The sequence below is a fragment of the Pseudomonas sp. W2I6 genome, assembly GCF_030815935.1.
GTDB lineage: Bacteria > Pseudomonadota > Gammaproteobacteria > Pseudomonadales > Pseudomonadaceae > Aquipseudomonas.
Genome location: NZ_JAUSXJ010000001.1, coordinates 5,653,519 through 5,669,940 on the forward strand (window position 1 = coordinate 5,653,519; position 16,422 = coordinate 5,669,940).

At 61.1% G+C, this 16,422-nt stretch carries 17 protein-coding genes; 7 read left to right on the top strand and 10 right to left on the bottom strand.

All coding sequences use genetic code 11. The features are described 5' to 3' along the window. Positions 1-19: 19 nt before the first annotated feature. From QF039_RS26195 to coq7, 5 genes are all read left to right on the top strand, one after another. Entirely contained in the window at positions 20-988 is a 969-nt protein-coding gene (locus tag QF039_RS26195; RefSeq protein ID WP_177046540.1) for a nitronate monooxygenase family protein, read from the top strand. Between the two features lie 63 nt (positions 989-1,051). Then, positions 1,052-2,017: a DUF805 domain-containing protein gene (locus tag QF039_RS26200; RefSeq protein WP_003210940.1), complete on the top strand. Its 966-nt coding sequence runs from the start codon at positions 1,052-1,054 to the stop codon at positions 2,015-2,017. A gap of 62 nt (positions 2,018-2,079) precedes the next feature. Further along, positions 2,080-2,868: an SDR family oxidoreductase gene (locus QF039_RS26205; RefSeq protein ID WP_003210941.1), complete on the top strand. Its 789-nt coding sequence runs from the start codon at positions 2,080-2,082 to the stop codon at positions 2,866-2,868. A gap of 46 nt (positions 2,869-2,914) precedes the next feature. Next, the gene (locus tag QF039_RS26210; protein ID WP_003210943.1) at positions 2,915-3,253 is read left to right on the top strand and encodes a histidine triad nucleotide-binding protein; all 339 of its coding nucleotides are present in this window, start codon (positions 2,915-2,917) and stop codon (positions 3,251-3,253) included. Between the two features lie 178 nt (positions 3,254-3,431). After that, positions 3,432-4,079, top strand: coding sequence for a 2-polyprenyl-3-methyl-6-methoxy-1,4-benzoquinone monooxygenase (coq7, locus tag QF039_RS26215; protein WP_307521418.1), 648 nt, complete (start codon positions 3,432-3,434; stop codon positions 4,077-4,079). Positions 4,080-4,143: 64 nt separating this feature from the next. Here the strand turns inward: coq7 and QF039_RS26220 are convergent, their stop codons facing one another. Further along, complete coding sequence (locus QF039_RS26220) at positions 4,144-4,566, bottom strand: OsmC family protein (RefSeq protein ID WP_003210947.1); 423 nt, start codon at positions 4,564-4,566, stop codon at positions 4,144-4,146. Positions 4,567-4,816: 250 nt separating this feature from the next. Between QF039_RS26220 and crp the strand changes: the two genes are divergently transcribed. Further along, positions 4,817-5,461, top strand: coding sequence for a cAMP-activated global transcriptional regulator CRP (gene crp / locus QF039_RS26225; RefSeq protein ID WP_003210949.1), 645 nt, complete (start codon positions 4,817-4,819; stop codon positions 5,459-5,461). Here the strand turns inward: crp and QF039_RS26230 are convergent. From QF039_RS26230 to QF039_RS26245, 4 genes are read right to left on the bottom strand one after another with little or no spacing between them, the layout of a single operon-like run. Beyond that, positions 5,458-6,153 carry a lipoate--protein ligase family protein gene (locus QF039_RS26230; protein ID WP_307523034.1) on the bottom strand — a complete coding sequence of 232 codons (696 nt, stop codon included), beginning with the start codon at positions 6,151-6,153 and terminating at the stop codon, positions 5,458-5,460. The genes crp and QF039_RS26230 overlap by 4 nt on opposite strands. 2 nt (positions 6,154-6,155) lie before the next feature. Next, the gene (gene trpC, locus QF039_RS26235) at positions 6,156-6,992 is read right to left on the bottom strand and encodes an indole-3-glycerol phosphate synthase TrpC (RefSeq protein WP_102606385.1); all 837 of its coding nucleotides are present in this window, start codon (positions 6,990-6,992) and stop codon (positions 6,156-6,158) included. Beyond that, entirely contained in the window at positions 6,989-8,038 is a 1,050-nt protein-coding gene (gene trpD / locus QF039_RS26240) for an anthranilate phosphoribosyltransferase (protein ID WP_003210955.1), read from the bottom strand. Before trpD ends, trpC begins: the two co-directional genes overlap by 4 nt. 9 nt (positions 8,039-8,047) lie before the next feature. Beyond that, entirely contained in the window at positions 8,048-8,641 is a 594-nt protein-coding gene (locus QF039_RS26245; protein WP_003210957.1) for an aminodeoxychorismate/anthranilate synthase component II, read from the bottom strand. Positions 8,642-9,053: 412 nt separating this feature from the next. On the opposite strand from QF039_RS26245, the gene estP reads away from it, so the two are divergent. Further along, positions 9,054-10,976: an esterase EstP gene (gene estP / locus QF039_RS26250; RefSeq protein WP_307521422.1), complete on the top strand. Its 1,923-nt coding sequence runs from the start codon at positions 9,054-9,056 to the stop codon at positions 10,974-10,976. A gap of 138 nt (positions 10,977-11,114) precedes the next feature. On the opposite strand, the gene trpE is transcribed toward estP, so the two are convergent. The 5 genes from trpE to QF039_RS26275 form a co-directional block, all read right to left on the bottom strand. Further along, positions 11,115-12,596, bottom strand: a complete 1,482-nt coding sequence (gene trpE / locus QF039_RS26255; protein ID WP_003210962.1) for an anthranilate synthase component I — start codon at positions 12,594-12,596, stop codon at positions 11,115-11,117. 68 nt (positions 12,597-12,664) lie between these two features. Next, positions 12,665-13,483 (bottom strand): phosphoglycolate phosphatase, encoded by an 819-nt coding sequence (locus tag QF039_RS26260; protein ID WP_003210964.1) that lies wholly within the window; start codon positions 13,481-13,483, stop codon positions 12,665-12,667. Beyond that, positions 13,480-14,154 (bottom strand): ribulose-phosphate 3-epimerase, encoded by a 675-nt coding sequence (gene rpe, locus QF039_RS26265; RefSeq protein ID WP_003210966.1) that lies wholly within the window; start codon positions 14,152-14,154, stop codon positions 13,480-13,482. Before rpe ends, QF039_RS26260 begins: the two co-directional genes overlap by 4 nt. Positions 14,155-14,237: 83 nt before the next feature. Continuing rightward, complete coding sequence (locus tag QF039_RS26270; RefSeq protein WP_003210968.1) at positions 14,238-15,386, bottom strand: iron-containing alcohol dehydrogenase; 1,149 nt, start codon at positions 15,384-15,386, stop codon at positions 14,238-14,240. Between the two features lie 202 nt (positions 15,387-15,588). Continuing rightward, a complete protein-coding gene (locus QF039_RS26275) occupies positions 15,589-16,413 on the bottom strand; it encodes an ABC transporter permease (RefSeq protein WP_003210970.1) in 825 nt (274 codons plus the stop codon). Between the last annotated feature and the right edge of the window lie 9 nt (positions 16,414-16,422).

Genomic DNA, 16,422 nt, shown 5'->3' on the forward strand with positions numbered 1-16,422 from the left:
ATTACTCGGGGTACTTCCAATGTCGCTGCCCGCTTCGCTCGAACAAAATCTGCGCCTGCCCGTCGTGGCTGCGCCGATGTTTCTGATCTCCAACCCGCAACTGGTGTTGGCCTGCTGCCGCAACGGGATCGTCGGCAGCTTCCCTGCCCTCAACCAGCGGGAAAGCAGCGGCTTCAAGGCGTGGCTGGAAGAAATCGAAGCGGGCCTGGCGCTGCTGGAGAACCCGGCGCCTTATGCGGTCAACCTGATAGTGCACAACAGTAACCCGCGGGTGGAAGCTGACCTGGCGATCTGCGTCGAGCACAAGGTGCCGATCGTCATCACCAGCCTGGGCGCGGTGAAAGAATTGGTAGACGCGGTGCATAGCTACGGCGGCCTGGTATTCCACGATGTCACCACCCGGCGCCACGCCGAAAAAGCCGCTGAAGCCGGCGTCGATGGCCTGATCGCCGTTGCGGCGGGCGCCGGTGGCCATGCCGGCACCTGGAGCCCGTTCTCGCTGATCGCAGAAATCCGTCAGTTCTTCGACAAAACCCTGCTGCTCGCCGGTTGCCTGAACCACGGCCACGAAATCCTCGCCGCGCAACTGCTCGGCGCCGACCTGGCCTATTTCGGCACGCGTTTTATCGGCACCACCGAAAGCCATGCCCCGGATGCCTATAAAGAGATGCTGCTCACATCGCGCGCCGCCGACATCGTGCACACTCCAGCCGTCTCCGGTGTTCCCGCAAGCTTCATGCGCCAGAGCCTGGAAAACGCCGGTTTCGACCTCGCCGCGCTGCAAGGCAAGGGTGAAGTCAATTTTGGCTCCAAGCTCAAGCCACTCAACGACGAAGCCAAAGCCTGGAAGACCGTGTGGTCCGCCGGCCAGGGCGTCGGAGAGATTGATGATTTGCCCAGCGTCGATGAACTCGTGGCCCGCCTGGATGCCGAATACCGCAAGGCGCTCGAGCATGCGGCACAATTGCCTGAACGCTGGCCACGCTGATCCGCGATCCAAAGCCTGCTGATCAAGGCAGGCCTCCCCTATTCAAGTGACAAGGATGCCCGCATGAGCGACAACCGTTTCAAGATTGTGTTTGATGGCGCATTGCTCCCGGGTGTCGAAAGCACCACCGCCAAGCTGAACCTCGCCGAGTTGTTCAAAAGTGATGTCGACGCGATCGAAAAGCTTTTCACCGGCCGCCCGGTCGCGCTGAAACGCGACCTTTCCCGCGCCGATGCCGAGACCTATCTGCAAGCGCTGAAAAACGCCGGGGTGGATGCGCGGATAGAAGAAGAGCAGCCGGTCGCCTTCAGCCTTGCCGAAACCCATGAAACGGACTCCGGCAGCGCGACTGACTACACCCGTCCCGCCGCATCGCCTTACGCCCCGCCCCGAGCCGCGGTTGGCGAGAACCTGCCGGAGTTTTCCACCCTTAAGGTATTCACCGTCAACGGCCGGATCGGACGCCTGCGCTTCCTGGCGTGGACGCTGGTGCTGAGCGTGGTGATCCTCCTCGTCTCCAGCGTGTTCTTCACCGTCGGACTTGGTATCGCTGCGGTCTCTCCGACGATTGCCATGGTCATTGGCTTCCTGGTGGGGATTGCCATACTCGTGGCCGCTGTGTGGGTCAGCGTACAGATCACCGTGCAGCGCCTGCATGACCTGGGCTGGTCCGGCTGGCTGTGGTTCCTGCACCTGGTGCCCTTCGTTGGCAGCATCTTCCCGATCCTGCTGATGGTCCTCCCCGGTAACACGGGCGCAAACCAGTACGGCGCGCCACCACCGCGTAACTCCACTGCGGTGAAAATCCTCTCCGCATTGTGGCTCGCATTCATTCCGCTGGTATTTGCCGGCGCGGTGTTGGTGGGCATGAGCGGCTACCTGGATCAACTGGAAAGCGATGTAGGTGGCAGCTACGAAAGCAGCTCCATCAACTCCGATGACGACAGCGACCAGGCCACCACCGTCGATGAAGTCGATGTGCAAAGTGCTGACGACACAGCCGAACCTGTAGACTCTACGCAACAGTGAAAAACGCCCGACGCCTGTGACGCCTCTGTCACAGGCCCGGTAGCGTTGCGATGGAGAAACGCATGACCCGTTACGCTCTGATCACCGGTGCCTCCAGCGGCATCGGCCTGGCCTTGGCCGAAGCACTGGCCCGTCGCGGCCGCAGCTTGATTCTGGTGGCCCGCCAGCGTGATCAGTTGGAAAGCATTGCAATCGAATTGACTCAGCGCTTCGGCGTCGAGGTGCTGTTCCGCGCCTGTGACCTGGGCGAGCCCCTGCGGCTCTCCGGGTTCCTGCTGGAACTGGAAGAAGGCGAGCGGCAGATCGACCTGCTGGTCAACTGCGCCGGCATCGGTACCAGCGGCCCGTTCCTGGCGCAGGACTGGATGACCGAGCAGGACCTGATGGAGGTCAACATCCTCGCCCTGACCCGCATGTGCCATGCCCTCGGCAACGCCATGGCCCTGCACGGCGGCGGGCAGATTCTCAACGTCGCGTCGGTTGCCGCGTTCCAACCCGGCCCGTGGATGAGCACTTACTACGCCAGCAAGGCCTACGTGCTGCACTTTTCCGAAGGCTTGCGCGAGGAACTGAAGACCTGCGGCATCAAGGTTTCCGTTCTTTGCCCCGGCCCGACCCGCACCGCATTCTTCGGCACCGCCCAAATGGACACCGCGAAGCTGGATCGCAGCCAACAGTTGATGAGCCCGGAAGAAGTCGCGCTCTACACCGTGCGTGCGCTGGCCAGGAACAAAGCCATCATCATTCCCGGCCGGCGTAATCGCTGGCTGGCGTTCAGCCCGCGCCTGAGCCCGCGCTGGCTGACCCGCAAGATTGCCGGCGCGATCAACAAGGCCTATTGCCCGCGCTGATCGCCTGAGTACACTCACCCTGCACTTTCATAATGGAGAAACAGCTGTGGATACTCTGTTCACCAAGATCATCAACAGAGAAATACCCGCGAAGATCATCTACGAGGATGACCAGGTCCTGGCCTTCCACGACATCGCGCCAATGGCACCCGTGCATTTCCTGGTGATTCCGAAAAAGCCGATCCGCACCCTCAACGACCTCACCGAGGAAGACAAGGCGCTAGCCGGGCATATCCTGTTCACCGCCCAGCGCCTGGCGGTTGAGCAAGGCTGTGAGAAGGGCTTCCGTGTGGTGATGAACTGCAACGAAGATGGCGGACAGACCGTTTATCACATCCACATGCATGTTCTGGGTCAACGCCAGATGAACTGGCCGCCGGGCTGAGCACTACCTGTGGCGAGGGAGCTTGCTCCCGCTGGGCTGCGTAGCAGCCCCAAAAACGAGAGCGCTGCGTACTCCAGCGCGAGCAAGCTCCCTCGCCACACAAGCAATTTGACCCAGCGCAAACGCTTCCCCCTCTCTTGCGGTAAACTGGCCGCCGAGATTCTTCCCGGAGGTCAGCATGACTACCCAACGTCACTACTCGCCGATTGATCGTCTGTTGCTGCAAGCCGATACGGCCATGCGCACGCTGCTGCCATTCAGCGGCCAACCGCACCGCCCGTCGCCCGCCATCGTGCGGCCCGAAGCGCAGATGAGCGAGACCGACACCCGCCACGTCGCCGGCCTGATGCGTATCAACCATACCGGTGAGGTCTGTGCCCAGGCGCTGTACCAGGGCCAGGCCCTGACCGCCAAGCTGCCGCAAGTGCGCGCTGCGATGGAACATGCCGCCGAAGAAGAAATCGATCACCTGGCCTGGTGCGAACAACGCATTCGCCAGTTGAACAGCCATCCGAGCGTGCTGAACCCGCTGTTCTACGGCTTATCGTTTGGCATTGGTGCGGTGGCCGGGCTGATCAGCGACAAAGTCAGCCTGGGTTTTGTGGCCGCCACCGAGCATCAGGTGTGCAAACACCTCAATGAACACCTCGAGCAACTGCCGGCTGAAGACGAAAAGTCCCGGGCGATTCTTGAGCAGATGCGCATTGATGAAGAACATCACGCCGAAAGCGCGCTGGACGCGGGCGGCTTCCGGTTCCCGGCACCGGTGAAATTTGGCATGAGCGTGCTGGCCAAGGTCATGACCAAAAGCACGTACCGCATCTAGTTTCAGCAGAAAACAAAAAAGGGCGCTATCAAGCGCCCTTTCTTTTTGCCTGCCGATTGAAGAATCAGCCCAACTCAATGATCTCGTAATCATGAGTGATGGCAACGCCCGCAGCGCCCAGCATGATCGAGGCCGAGCAGTACTTCTCCGCCGACAACTCGATGGCCCGCTTGACCTGGGCTTCTTTCAACGCCCGGCCCTTGACGACAAAGTGCATGTGGATCCTGGTAAACACCTTCGGGTCTTCGGTGGCACGCTCGGCTTCCAGGAATGCTTCGCAGCTTTCCACCGCCTGGCGGGACTTCTTCAGGATGCTCACCACATCGAAATTGCTGCAACCGCCTACACCGAGCAGGAGCATTTCCATCGGGCGTACGCCCAGGTTGCGGCCACCGGCTTCCGGCGGGCCGTCCATGACCACCACGTGGCCACTGCCCGACTCACCGAGGAACATGGCTTCGCCCGCCCATTGGATGCGTGCCTTCATCGCCCAGACTCCACTGCTAAAAAAGGGTCGCCAGCTTAGCACAGCACTTTGGGCCGGCAGCGTTTCCCATGAAAGCGATCAACAGCAGGGTTTGCTGGGTAAATTCCCTAATGAAGTCAGAATGTGTCTGTTAAGCTGGCGCCAAATCAATGGCGCATTGCCATCCATTGGATGATGTAGCTTAGCCGTTGATCGCGCTGGATAAAAAAACAAGCTCACCAACACCGTGCAGTCTTTTCGGGATACAACCATGGTTGCTATTACTCCCACACCCAAAATCAAGAACCTCGACAAACTGCTGATGCATTGTCAGCGCCGGCGTCATCCAGCCAAGCACAACATCATCTGCGCGGGCGAGCGCTCGGAATCCCTGTTCTTCATTATCAAAGGCTCGGTCACCATCCTGATCGAGGATGACGATGGTCGCGAAATGATCATCGCCTACCTCAATACCGGTGATTTCTTCGGTGAACTCGGGCTTTTCGAACAAGCCGGCAAGGAACAGCAACGCAGTGCCTGGGTGCGGGCCAAGGTCGAATGCGAAGTCGCCGAGATCAGCTATACGAAATTTCGCGAACTGGCCCAGCAGGATCCCGACATTCTGTACGCCCTGAGCGGCCAGATCGCACAGCGCCTGAGAGACACCACGCGCAAAGTCGGCGACCTGGCGTTCTTCGACGTCACCGGCCGGGTTGCCCGCTGCCTGCTGGAGTTGTGCAAGCAACCGGACGCCATGACCCATCCCGACGGGATGCAGATCAAGATCACCCGCCAGGAAATCGGGCGGATCGTCGGTTGCTCAAGGGAAATGGTTGGCCGTGTGCTCAAGGACCTGGAGGAACGCAACCTGGTGCATGTCAAAGGCAAGACCATGGTGGTCTTCGGTACGCGTTAAACCGGCAGGAAACTCGCAAGCATCTGACGGTACAACGTATCAAGCCGGACAATCGCATCTGGCGCCGCAAAGGCTTCGTGCAGGGCGATGTGGCTTTCGGCGCGCACCCGTTGTTCCAGGCCGCATGCTTCATTGAAGCGATTGACCGCGGCGATCAATTCGACGCGATCGTCATCCAGCAGCAACGCACCATGCACCAACCCCACCGGGCGCCCGCCACTCTGGCGCCAGCGCTGGGCGGTACCGACCATTTTGCGACCATCAAGGTTGACGTTGTAGCGACCGTCGCAAAACGCACCGTCGATCTCGCCCACCGACGCGTTGCCACCCAACTCGATCAGCAGGTCGCAAATCGGCTGGCACAGACGCTGGTAGCCGGTTTCGATACGGCCCTGGTCACCTTCACTGCGTGGTGGCGCGTAGACCAACGCGATATTGACCGTGGCTGCCGATTGCGGAACCGGCTCACCGCCCGTTTCCCGCAGCAGCACCGGCCAACCGGCGTCTGCCGACACCTGGCTGGCGGTCTCGAATGCCGGAAGGCGGCTCAAACGACGAGGCATCACCAACGCTTGATCGCTGGGCTGCCAGAACAGCAGGCCGAACGGTTGCTCGCCGGCACAGACCGCGGCGAGCAAATCCTGCTCGGCCTTAAGGCCTGCCTCGACCGTCATCGCCACCGGCTGGGTCATCATCAATCCAGGGTCGAGCCACTGACGGCAACGCCACGCTCCGGGAAGAACAGGCGCTGCAATTCAGCCCCCGGGTTCTCGGCACGCATGAAGGTTTCGCCGACGAGGAACGAGTACACGCCGCTGATTTCCATCAGTTCCACATCGGCGCGATTGACGATGCCGCTTTCGGTGATCACCAACCGGTCGCGCGGGATGCGCGGCAACAGGTCGAGGGTGTTTTCCAGGCTGACTTCGAAGGTGTGCAGGTTGCGGTTGTTGACGCCCACCAACGGTGTGTCGAGGGTTTTCAACGCGCGTTCCAGTTCATCACCGTCGTGCACTTCCACCAGCACGTCGAGGCCGACGCTCTTGGCCACGGCCGCCAGTTCAGCCATTTTCACGTCATCCAGTGCGGAGACGATCAACAGCACGCAATCGGCGCCCAAGGCACGGGCTTCGACGATCTGGTACGGGTCGACCATGAAATCCTTGCGGATCACCGGCAGCGAACACGCCGCACGCGCTTGCTGCAGGTACAGGTCGGAACCCTGGAAATAGTCGATATCGGTCAACACCGAGAGGCACGTCGCGCCGCCCTTCTCGTAGCTTTTGGCGATGTCTTCAGGGATGAAGATCTCGCGAATCACGCCCTTGCTCGGCGAAGCCTTCTTGATTTCAGCGATAACGGCCGGCTGTTTTTCCTTGGCCTGCTTGATCAGCGCATTGGCGAACCCACGCGGTGCATCAGCGGTTTTCGCCAGGCCTTCCAGCTCAGCCAGGCTGACCCGGGCACGGCGCTCGGCGACTTCTTCTGCCTTGCGGGCCAGGATTTTTTCCAGAACGGTCGGAACACTCATCCTTCATTCTCCACTTTGAACACCGCAGTAAACGCACCCAGTTCTTCGAGCTTTTCGCGCGCCAGCCCGGTATGCAATGCATCATGAGCGAGGGCAACACCCTCTTTAAGACTGTAGGCGTGATCCGCGGCGTACAGCGCCGCACCGGCGTTGAGCACAATCATTTCTGCGGCTTTCTGGCCGTTTTCGGTCTTGCGGCGTCCCAGGGCATCGCGAATCAGTTCAAGGGAGGCTGCCGGGCTTTCTACCGCCAGGCCGTGCAGGCTCTGGCTTTTCATGCCGAGGTCTTCTGGCTCGACCCAATACTCGGTGACCTGGTCGTTCTTCAGCTCCGCCACGAAGGTCGGTGCCGCCAGGCTGAACTCGTCGAGGCCATCCTTGGAGTGCACCACCAGCACGTGCTTGCTGCCCAGGCGCTGCAGGACTTCAGCCAATGGCCGGCACAGCGCCTGGCTGAACACGCCCACTACCTGATGCTTCACACCGGCCGGATTCGTAAGCGGGCCGAGCATGTTGAACAGGGTACGCAAGCCCAAGTCCTTGCGCGGGCCGGCGGCGTGTTTCATCGCGCCGTGATGGGACTGGGCAAACATGAAGCCGATACCGACATGATCGATGCAGCGCGCCACTTGTACCGGGGTCAGGTTCAGGTAGATGCCTGCTGCTTCCAGCAAATCGGCGCTGCCGCTTTTACCCGACACCGCGCGGTTACCGTGCTTGGCCACGGTGCAGCCGGCAGCGGCCACCACAAAGGAAGAAGCCGTCGACACGTTGAAAATGTTCGCACCGTCGCCGCCGGTGCCGACCACGTCGACCACGCCGTCGAGGGTCTTGAGTTCAACCTTGTCGGCCAGCTCACGCATGACCGACACAGCGCCGACGATTTCGTCGATGCTCTCGCTCTTCATGCGCATGGCCATCATGAACGCGCCGATCTGCGCGTCGGTGCATTGACCGGTCATGATCTCGCGCATCACATCGCTCATTTCAGCGGTGCTCAGGTCCAGATGGCCGACGATACGGCTCAGGGCAGTCTTGATATCCATGAAAAGTCCTTAGCGCGTGCCGCCGCTCTGCTTGAGAAAGTTAGCGAACAGCTCGAAGCCCTGCTCGGTCAAAATCGATTCCGGGTGAAATTGCACCCCTTCGACGTTCAGTGTCTTGTGACGCAGGCCCATGATCTCGTCGACCGAGCCATCTTCCAGCTGGGTCCAGGCCGTCAGCTCAAGGCACTCGGGCAGGGTTTCACGCTTGACCACCAGCGAGTGGTAGCGGGTTACCGTTACCGGCAGGTTCAAACCCTGGAATACGCCCTGGTCCTTGTGAAATACCGGGCTGGTCTTGCCGTGCATTACCTGGCGGGCGCGGACGACGTCGCCACCGAAGGCCTGGCCGATGGACTGATGGCCCAGGCACACGCCCAGGATCGGCAGCTTGCCGGCAAAGTATTGGATGGCTTCGAGGGAGATGCCCGCTTCGGTCGGCGTACACGGGCCTGGGGAGACGACGATGCGTTCAGGGTTCAACGCGGCGATCTGGGCCACGGTCAATTCGTCGTTGCGCACCACCTTGACCTCGGCGCCGAGTTCGCCCAGGTACTGCACAACGTTGTAGGTAAAGGAGTCGTAGTTATCAATCATCAGCAACATGTGGGTTAAAACCTCTTGAATTCACTGACTTCTAATGACGGCCTTCCAAGGGAGTGACCCGCTGCCAGACGCACTTTCCGGTTGCCGGGGTTGGCCGGCAAGGGGCGTTTAACAGAGGGTGAAGAAGGCAAATCGGTACAGGTCCGGCGGGGCCGGTAGAGAAAAGTTAGGCGCGCCAACGCCAACGGGCGTGTGCCTTGACTACTCGCATCAAGAGTTTGCTGATGATCAACACGGGGAGGGTCTCATTCATACGTTCAGGCACAGTAACGTAGCCTCGCCAACGGTGCAATATCGAGCCGCAAATACGGGGGAAACTGCCCGACTGATAATTGGCGTCAAACTTTTCAGAACCCTTCCAAGGGCGCTACAGTCACAGTGCTGACAAAAAAACAAAATCATGGACGGACTCATGACCAAGATGCCCTATTTCACCCCCATCGTCGGCTGCCTCTTGGCGCTGGCATGCTCGCAAGCCTTCGCCGCGCCCTCGCCTTATTCGACGATGGTCGTTTTCGGTGACAGCCTGGCCGACGCCGGTACATTTGCCGACCCTGGCGCACCGGGCTCAACCTATCGCTTCACCAACCGCACCGGCCCGCAATACTTCGACGGCAGCGGCGAAAGCACATCGCTGATCTCCTCGACGTTATTGGGCGGCAAGCTGGGGGTTGCCCCGGGCGACCTGAATGCCTCGACCTCGCCGGAGCGCGCCGCGCTGGGCCAGCCAGACGGCAATAACTGGGCCGTCGGCGGCTACACCACCCAACAGATCTACGATGCCATCACCGGTAATTCCACCGTCACCGACAGCGACACCGGGCAGGTATTGCGTACACGTCCCGGATACCTGGCATCAACGGGGGGCCGAGCCGACCCCAACGCGTTGTACTTTCTCTCCGGCGGCGGCAATGACTTCCTCGACGGCCTGGTCCTCAGCCCCGACCAGGCCTCGGCCGCAGCCGGGCGCCTGGCCGACAGCGCCCAGGCGCTGCAACAGGCTGGCGCCCGTTATGTAATGGTATGGATGCTGCCGGACCTGGGCCTGACACCTGCCGTCAATGGCACCCCGCTCCAAGGGGCCGTCAGCGCCCTGGCCGGCGCGTTCAACCAGACCCTGGTACAGCGCCTGTCGCAAATCGATGCGCAGATCATCCCGCTGAACATTCCGTTGCTGCTCAAGGAAACCTTTGCCGATCCCGGGCGTTTTGGTTTTGCCACCGACCAGAACCTCAATCAGACCTGCTTCAGCGGCACCACCTGCAGGAATCCGGTGTATGGCGTCGGCGGCACCAATCCGGACCCGACCAAGCTGATTTACAACGACACCGTGCACCCGACCGAGGCCGGCCAGGTACTGATCGCCGACTACGCGTATTCACTGCTGGCAGCGCCCTGGGAAATCACCCTGCTTCCGGAAATGGCCCAAGGCACCTTGCGCGCCCATCAGGATTCATTGCGCAACCAATGGCAAGCCGACTCTGGTAGCTGGCAGGCCGTGGGCCAATGGCGGGCGATCGTCGACGCTGGCGGCCAGCACCTGGACTTCGATGATCAGAACAGCTCGGCCAGCGGTGACGGCAGCGGCTATAACCTGAACATCGGTGGCAGCTACAGGCTCAATGACGAGTGGCGGGTGGGTGTGGCAGCAGGCTTCTATCGCCAGAGTCTTGAGGCCGGCGCCAGCGATTCGGACTACAAGCTCAACAGCTACCTGGGCACCGCGTTCGCCCAGTATCAGGAAGATCACTGGTGGGCCGACGCCGCATTGACCGGCGGCAAACTGGACTTCGACAACCTCAAGCGCAAGTTCGCCCTGGGCATCAGCGAAGGCACCGAGAAAGGCGACACCGACGGCTGGCTATGGGCATTCAGCGCACGGGTTGGGTATGACATCGCCGAGCCAAACAGCGAATGGCACTTCTCACCCTTTATCAGCGCTGACTATTCGCGGGTCGAGGTGAATGGTTACTCGGAGAAAGATGCCCGTTCCACCGCGCTGACCTTTGATGACCAACAGCGCGACTCCAAGCGTTTGGGAATCGGATTACAAGCCAACTACCGCTTCACCCCGCAAACCCTGGTGTTTGGCGAAGTGGCCCACGAGCACGAGTTTGAAAACGATACGCAGCGAGTGGGCATGTCCCTCAACAGCGTGCCGGGGATTGATTTCAAACTGGACGGCTACACGCCACGCAGCAATTCGGATCGCTTGAACCTGGGGATTACCCACAAGGTGACCAAGGACCTGGCGCTGAACGCGGCCTATAACGTGAGAAAGGATGACAACTTTACCCAGCAAGGGCTGAGTGTCGGGGTGAGTCTGGATTTCTGACTCGGACTTGAAACTGACAAATACCAAATGTGGGAGCGGGCTTGCTCGCGAAAGCGGTGCGACAGTCACCTTATATATCGACTGATACACCGCCTTCGCGAGCAAGCCCGCTCCCACATTTTTGATCTACGTCTGACTTCAGTCCTGCGGGGTCTGCTCAGCCAACGCCACCGCGCGGAACATCGCCCGGCGCTTGTTCAGCGTCTCTTCCCATTCCAGGGCCGGTACCGAGTCGGCCACAATCCCGCCGCCCGCCTGCACGTGCAGTTCGCCGTCCTTGATCACCGCCGTACGGATCGCGATCGCAGTGTCCATATTGCCGTTCCAGGCGAAATACCCCACCGCGCCGCCATACACACCACGCTTGACCGGCTCCAGTTCGTCGATGATTTCCATCGCGCGAATCTTCGGTGCGCCCGACAAGGTGCCCGCCGGCAGGATCGCCCGCAGTGCATCCATCGCCGTCAACCCGGCCTTCAGCTCGCCGGTGACGTTGGACACGATGTGCATCACGTTGGAGTAACGCTCGATCACCATCTTCTCGGTGAGCTTCACCGAACCGATTTCCGAGACACGCCCGGTGTCATTGCGGCCCAGGTCGATCAGCATCAAGTGCTCGGCGATTTCCTTGTCGTCGCTCAACAGGTCCTGTTCCAGCGCCAGGTCCGCCTCTTCGGTCGCACCGCGAGGGCGGGTGCCGGCAATCGGGCGTACGGTGATCAGGTTGTCTTCGACCCGCACCAGCACTTCCGGCGAACTGCCCACGACGTGGAAGTCGCCAAAGTTGAAGAAGTACATGTACGGCGTCGGGTTGAAACAGCGCAGCGCCCGGTACAAATCAATCGGCGCGGCCTTGAAGTCGATGGACATGCGTTGCGACGGCACCACCTGCATGCAGTCACCGGCAAGGATATATTCCTTGATGGTATCGACCGCACGCTCGTAGTCATCCTGGGTAAAGCTGGAGCGGAATACCGGGTCAGCCGCCGGTGGACGGCTGAGGTCCAGGCCGCGACGCGGGGTGATCGGCTGGCGCAGTTTTTCCAGCAGCGCTTCCAGGCTCGCCTGGCCTTGCTCGAACGCATCGGCCTGGGAAGGATCCGCCAACACGATAGCGTGCATCTTGCCCGCGAGGTTGTCGAACACCACCACCGCGTCGGAAACCATCAGCAGAATGTCCGGCACACCCAACGGATCGGGGTTCGGGGATTTGCCCAGGCGTTTTTCCACGTAGCGCACGCAGTCGTAGCCGAAGTAACCCACCAGGCCGCCGTTGAAGCGCGGCAGGCCGGCGATGGTCGGCACGTTGTAGCGCGCCTTGAATTCCTCGACGAAGGCCAGCGGGTCTTCCACATCGTGACTTTCGATCTCGACGCCGTCCAGGGTGATGCTCACATGGTGATCATGTACCCGCAGCACTGTGCGGCACGGCAGGCCGATGATCGAATAACGGCCCCACTTCTCGCCGCCCTGCACCGACTCCAGCAGATAGGAGTTGGGCTCGTCGGCCAGTTTCAGGTAGATCGACAATGGCGTGTCGAAGTCGGCCAGGGTTTCGCAGGCCATGGGGATACGGTTGTAGCCGGCAGCGGCCAAACGCAGGAATTCTTCGCGGATCATGAGGTGCCTCGTGGCTTGAGGGTCTAACGGTCAGGTGTGCAAACGTGCCGCAGCGCGGCGAGGATCAGTCAGGCGCGCCAACGCCAGCGGGCCAGGGCCTTGATGACTTTCATCCAGAGTTTGCGAGTGACCACCACGATGGGATTTCCAGAAGGGGATGGAACAGCGTCGGGCAACGTTATCTCAGCGCCCGTTCCCAAGCAACCGGGGATTAACAGGCGCAGGTCATCAATCACCAGCGCCGGGGATTCTTCGGCAATCGGCCGGCCATGGTTGTAGCCGTAACTCAAGGCCACGCACTTGACCCCCGCCGCTTTCGCCGCCAGCACATCACTGCGCGAATCGCCGACAAACAGCGATTGGGACGCCGGGATATTGGCCATTTTCATCACGAAGAACAGCGCCGCCGGGTCGGGCTTCTTCTGCGGCAAGGTATCGCCGCCGATGATCCAGCGGAAATACCGGCCGATCTTCATCTGGTCCAACAGCGGTGCGACGAAACGCTCCGGCTTGTTGGTGATCAGGGCCATTTCCACGCCCTGCTTGTGCAGCCATTTCAGGGTGTCGCGCACGCCGGGATAAACCACGGTCAGTTCGTGGCCGTTTTCGTAGGCCACGTTGAACAGCTCAAGCGCATGCTCGGCTTCCACATCATCGACACCCTCGGCCTCGATGTTGTTGGCCAAGGCTCGACGCACCAGCATCTGCGCGCCATTGCCGACCCACTCGCGCACCGACTCGATACCCGCCGGCTTGCGCCCCAGCTTGAGCAGCATCTGGTCCACCGCCGCGGCCAGGTCCGGCACTGAATCGATCAACGTACCGTCCAGATCGAACATCACCAGCCGTGGCAGTTTGCCGGGGAACAGTTGCTCAAAGCCACTCATGGACGCGCCAGCGCCAGTTCTGCACGCATCTTGGCGATCACTTCCTGATAGTCCGGGGCATTGAAGATTGCCGAACCGGCCACAAAGGTGTCGGCACCGGCCGCGGCGATTTCGCGGATGTTGTTGACGTTGACGCCACCGTCGATCTCCAGGCGGATATCACGGCCCGACGCATCGATCAGCGCCCGCGCTTCACGCAGCTTGTTAAGGGTGCCGGGGATGAACTTCTGCCCGCCGAAGCCCGGGTTGACGCTCATCAGCAACACCATGTCGACTTTGTCCATCACGTACTCAAGCACGCTCAGCGGCGTGGCCGGGTTGAACACCAGGCCCGCCTTGCAACCGCCCTCGCGGATCAGTTGCAGGGTGCGGTCCACGTGCAACGTGGCTTCCGGGTGGAAGGTGATGTAGGTCGCGCCGGCTTCGATGAAGTCACCGACGATGCGGTCCACCGGGCTGACCATCAAGTGCGCATCGATAGGCGCGGTCACGCCGTATTTACGCAGGGCGGCGCAGACCATCGGACCAATGGTCAGGTTCGGCACATAGTGGTTGTCCATGACATCGAAGTGAACGAAGTCGGCACCGGCGGCCAACACCTTGTCCACTTCCTCGCCCAGGCGGGCGAAGTCGGCGGAGAGAATCGATGGAGCAATGACGAAGGGCTGCATGACGCACCTTTTTGAGCTAAATCACGATGGCGCGCATTGTATACCTCATGCTTTGCCGCGCGCACCGTGACCTCGCTCAATGGTTAATAAGCTGCCCGGTAGATTTTCTCGATATCAGCGGCGCTGAGCTTGCGCGGATTGTTGCGCATCAGGCGTTCGATCCCTGCCGCTTCTACCGCCATGGCCGGGATCGCATCTTCAGGCACACCGAAGCTGCGCAGGCCGGACGGAATCTCGACTGCGGCACACAGTCGCGTCATCGCATCGACGGCCTGGTCGGCGGCATCCACCGCACTCAACCCCGTGATATTCACGCCCATGGCCTCGGCAATCTCCTGCATGCGCTCCACACACGCCAGCTTGTTCCAGTGCATCACGTAGGGCAGCAGCAAGGCATTGCTTACGCCGTGGGCGATGTTGAAACGCCCGCCCAACGGGTAGGCCAACGCATGCACCGCCCCCACGCCGGCATTCCCGAACGCCATCCCGGCCATCAGGCTGGCGGTGGCCATGTCGTCCCGGGCCTCAAGGTTGGCGGGGTTGGCGTAGGCCTTGGGCAGCGCCTTGGCAATTAGTTTGATCGCCCCGATGGCCAGTGCATCGGTGATCGGCGAGGCATTCAGCGACAGGTAGGATTCGATGGCGTGCACCAATGCGTCCACCCCACTGGCGGCGGTGACGCTGCGCGGGCAAGTCAGGGTCATCTGCGGGCTGATCAGGGCCACGTCCGGCAGCAGGTAATCGCTGACGATGCCTTTTTTCAGTTGCGCGACCTTGTCCGACAGAATCGCCACGTTGGTCACCTCCGAACCGGTGCCGGCCGTGGTGGGAATCGCGATCAGCGGCGGGCCTTTGCGCGGCACCTGGTCCACGCCGAACAGGTCGGCCAGGGCGCCGTGGTAACCGGCGTAGGCCGCCACGCTCTTGGCGATGTCGATGGCGCTGCCGCCGCCGACGCCGATCAGGCCGTCATGCCCGCCTTCGCGGTAGACGCGCATGCAGTCCTCGACGATGGCGATTTCCGGGTCGGGCAGCACGCGGTCGAAAATCTCGTAGGTCCGTTCGCCCAGGTGTTCCAGCGCCAGCGCCACGGTGCCGGACTTGACCAGTGCCGCATCGGTGACAATCAGCGGGTTGTCGACATCCAGCCGCGTCAGCTCGGCGGCCAGTTGCTCGATGGCGCCTGGGCCGGTGAGCAGTTTGTGGGCGATCTTGAATGAGGAAGTACTCATGTGCGCAGCCTCTTATCAGTTATGGGCTGGCACAAGATTAGCTGACTTGGGCTGGTTGTCTTGCATTCAGCTACTGAATAGACACAAACCCAATGTGGGAGCGGGCTTGCTCGCGAAGGCGGTAGGCCAGTCGATATCTCTGTTGACTGACACACCGCCTTCGCGAGCAAGCCCGCTCCCACATTTTGATCTCTGTTTGGCTTTAGACCTGGGCCGTACGCAGTTTCTCGCTGCGCCCGCGCAGCCATTCCAGGGTCAGCAACAGCACCACCGAGAAGGCGATCAACAAGGTCGCTGCGGCGGCAATGGTAGGGCTGAGGTTTTCACGGATGCCGCTGAACATCTGCCGTGGCAAGGTTGCCTGCTCGGGCCCGGCGAGGAACAGCGTCACCACCACTTCATCGAACGAGGTGGCAAAGGCGAACAGCGCCCCGGAGATCACCCCCGGGGCAATCAATGGCAAGGTCACCCGACGAAACGCCGTCAGCGGTGACGCGCCCAGGCTGGCCGCCGCCCGCACCAGGTTATGGTTGAACCCCTGCAAGGTCGCCGACACGGTGATGATCACAAACGGCACGCCCAGCACCGCGTGCACCACGATCAGCGAGAAGAAGCTGTTGCCCAGGCCCAGCGGCGCGAAGAACAGGTAACTGGCCACACCGATAATCACCACGGGCACTACCATCGGCGAAATCACCAGGGCCATCACCAGCGCCTTGCCGGGAAAGTGCCCCCGGGTCAGACCGATCGCCGCCAGCGTGCCGAACACCATCGCCAGCACTGTAGCCGCCGGAGCCACGATGATGCTGTTCTTCAGGGCGCGCATCCATTCCGCCGAGCCGAAGAAATCCTGGTACCAGTGCAGCGAGAAACCTTGCAGCGGGTAAACCAGGAAACTTCCACTGTTGAACGACAGCGGGATGATCACCAGCACCGGCAAGATCAGGAACAACAGGATCAGGCCGCAGAGGATCCGCAAGCTGTAGAACCAGACCCGTTCCACGGGCGACATATAAGGGCTCAGCATCGCAACGGT

Coding starts and splice junctions, on each gene's coding strand:
- trpE (WP_003210962.1), bottom strand. CDS start 12,596: ATGATCCGCGAAGAATTCCTGCGTTTGGCCGCTGCCGGCTACAACCGT.
- QF039_RS26245 (WP_003210957.1), bottom strand. CDS start 8,641: ATGTTGCTGATGATTGATAACTACGACTCCTTTACCTACAACGTTGTG.
- QF039_RS26230 (WP_307523034.1), bottom strand. CDS start 6,153: ATGACCCAGCCGGTGGCGATGACGGTCGAGGCAGGCCTTAAGGCCGAG.
- estP (WP_307521422.1), top strand. CDS start 9,054: ATGACCAAGATGCCCTATTTCACCCCCATCGTCGGCTGCCTCTTGGCG.
- QF039_RS26205 (WP_003210941.1), top strand. CDS start 2,080: ATGACCCGTTACGCTCTGATCACCGGTGCCTCCAGCGGCATCGGCCTG.
- trpC (WP_102606385.1), bottom strand. CDS start 6,992: ATGAGTGTTCCGACCGTTCTGGAAAAAATCCTGGCCCGCAAGGCAGAA.
- QF039_RS26200 (WP_003210940.1), top strand. CDS start 1,052: ATGAGCGACAACCGTTTCAAGATTGTGTTTGATGGCGCATTGCTCCCG.
- crp (WP_003210949.1), top strand. CDS start 4,817: ATGGTTGCTATTACTCCCACACCCAAAATCAAGAACCTCGACAAACTG.
- QF039_RS26270 (WP_003210968.1), bottom strand. CDS start 15,386: ATGAGTACTTCCTCATTCAAGATCGCCCACAAACTGCTCACCGGCCCA.
- rpe (WP_003210966.1), bottom strand. CDS start 14,154: ATGCAGCCCTTCGTCATTGCTCCATCGATTCTCTCCGCCGACTTCGCC.
- QF039_RS26275 (WP_003210970.1), bottom strand. CDS start 16,413: ATGCTGAGCCCTTATATGTCGCCCGTGGAACGGGTCTGGTTCTACAGC.
- trpD (WP_003210955.1), bottom strand. CDS start 8,038: ATGGATATCAAGACTGCCCTGAGCCGTATCGTCGGCCATCTGGACCTG.
- QF039_RS26220 (WP_003210947.1), bottom strand. CDS start 4,566: ATGAAGGCACGCATCCAATGGGCGGGCGAAGCCATGTTCCTCGGTGAG.
- QF039_RS26195 (WP_177046540.1), top strand. CDS start 20: ATGTCGCTGCCCGCTTCGCTCGAACAAAATCTGCGCCTGCCCGTCGTG.
- coq7 (WP_307521418.1), top strand. CDS start 3,432: ATGACTACCCAACGTCACTACTCGCCGATTGATCGTCTGTTGCTGCAA.
- QF039_RS26260 (WP_003210964.1), bottom strand. CDS start 13,483: ATGAGTGGCTTTGAGCAACTGTTCCCCGGCAAACTGCCACGGCTGGTG.